Source organism: Hydrogenophaga taeniospiralis CCUG 15921 (assembly GCF_001592305.1).
In the GTDB taxonomy this organism is placed as follows: domain Bacteria; phylum Pseudomonadota; class Gammaproteobacteria; order Burkholderiales; family Burkholderiaceae_C; genus Hydrogenophaga; species Hydrogenophaga taeniospiralis.
Genome location: NZ_BCWR01000045.1, coordinates 1 through 922, shown reverse-complemented (window position 1 = coordinate 922; position 922 = coordinate 1). Strand labels below are relative to the sequence as shown.

Annotated in this window: 1 protein-coding gene; it reads left to right on the top strand. The window is 70.4% G+C overall.

Features of this window, described 5'->3' with window-relative positions:
• A partial coding sequence (locus tag HTA01S_RS24420) for an acetyl-CoA C-acyltransferase (RefSeq protein WP_068176656.1) occupies positions 1-922 on the top strand: 922 nt, incomplete at both ends.

Below are 922 nucleotides of genomic sequence, written 5' to 3'. Positions count from 1 at the left end.
GGCTCCGGCCTGGACGCCGTGGGCACGGCCGCGCGCGCCATCAAGAGCGGCGAAGCCGGCCTCATGATCGCCGGCGGCGTGGAAAGCATGAGCCGCGCACCCTTCGTCATGCCCAAGGCCGAGAGTGCCTTCAGCCGCAACAACGCGGTATACGACACCACCATCGGCTGGCGCTTCGTCAACCAGCTCATGAAAGCCCAGTACGGCGTGGATTCCATGCCCGAAACCGCCGAGAACGTCGCGACCGACCACGGCATCGAACGCGATGCCCAGGACCGCATGGCCCTGGCCAGCCAGATGAAGGCCGTGGCCGCCATCAAAGCCGGCCACCTGGCGCGCGAGATCTGCGCCGTGAGCATTCCGCAGAAGAAGGGTGACGCCCTCATCGTGGACACCGACGAACACCCGCGCGAGACCAGCCTGGAAGCCCTGGCCAAGCTCAAAGGCGTGGTGCGCCCCGACGGCACGGTGACGGCGGGCAACGCCAGCGGCGTGAACGACGGCGCCTGCGCCCTGCTGCTGGCCGACGAGGCCACAGCGGCCAAGAACGGCCTCACGCCCAAGGCCCGCATCGTCGGCATGGCCACGGCCGGCGTGGCCCCGCGCATCATGGGCATGGGCCCGGCACCGGCCACGCAGAAAGTGCTGGCGCTCACCGGCCTCACGCTGGACCAGCTCGACGTGATCGAACTCAACGAAGCCTTCGCCGCGCAAGGCCTGGCCGTGCTGCGCACCCTGGGCCTGCAAGACGACGATGAGCGCGTCAACGCCTGGGGCGGCGCCATCGCGCTGGGACACCCGCTGGGCGCCAGCGGCGCCCGCCTGGCCACCACGGCGGTGAACCGGCTGCACGCCACGGGCGGGCGCTACGCGCTGTGCACCATGTGCATCGGGGTGGGGCAGGGCATTGCGCTGATCATCG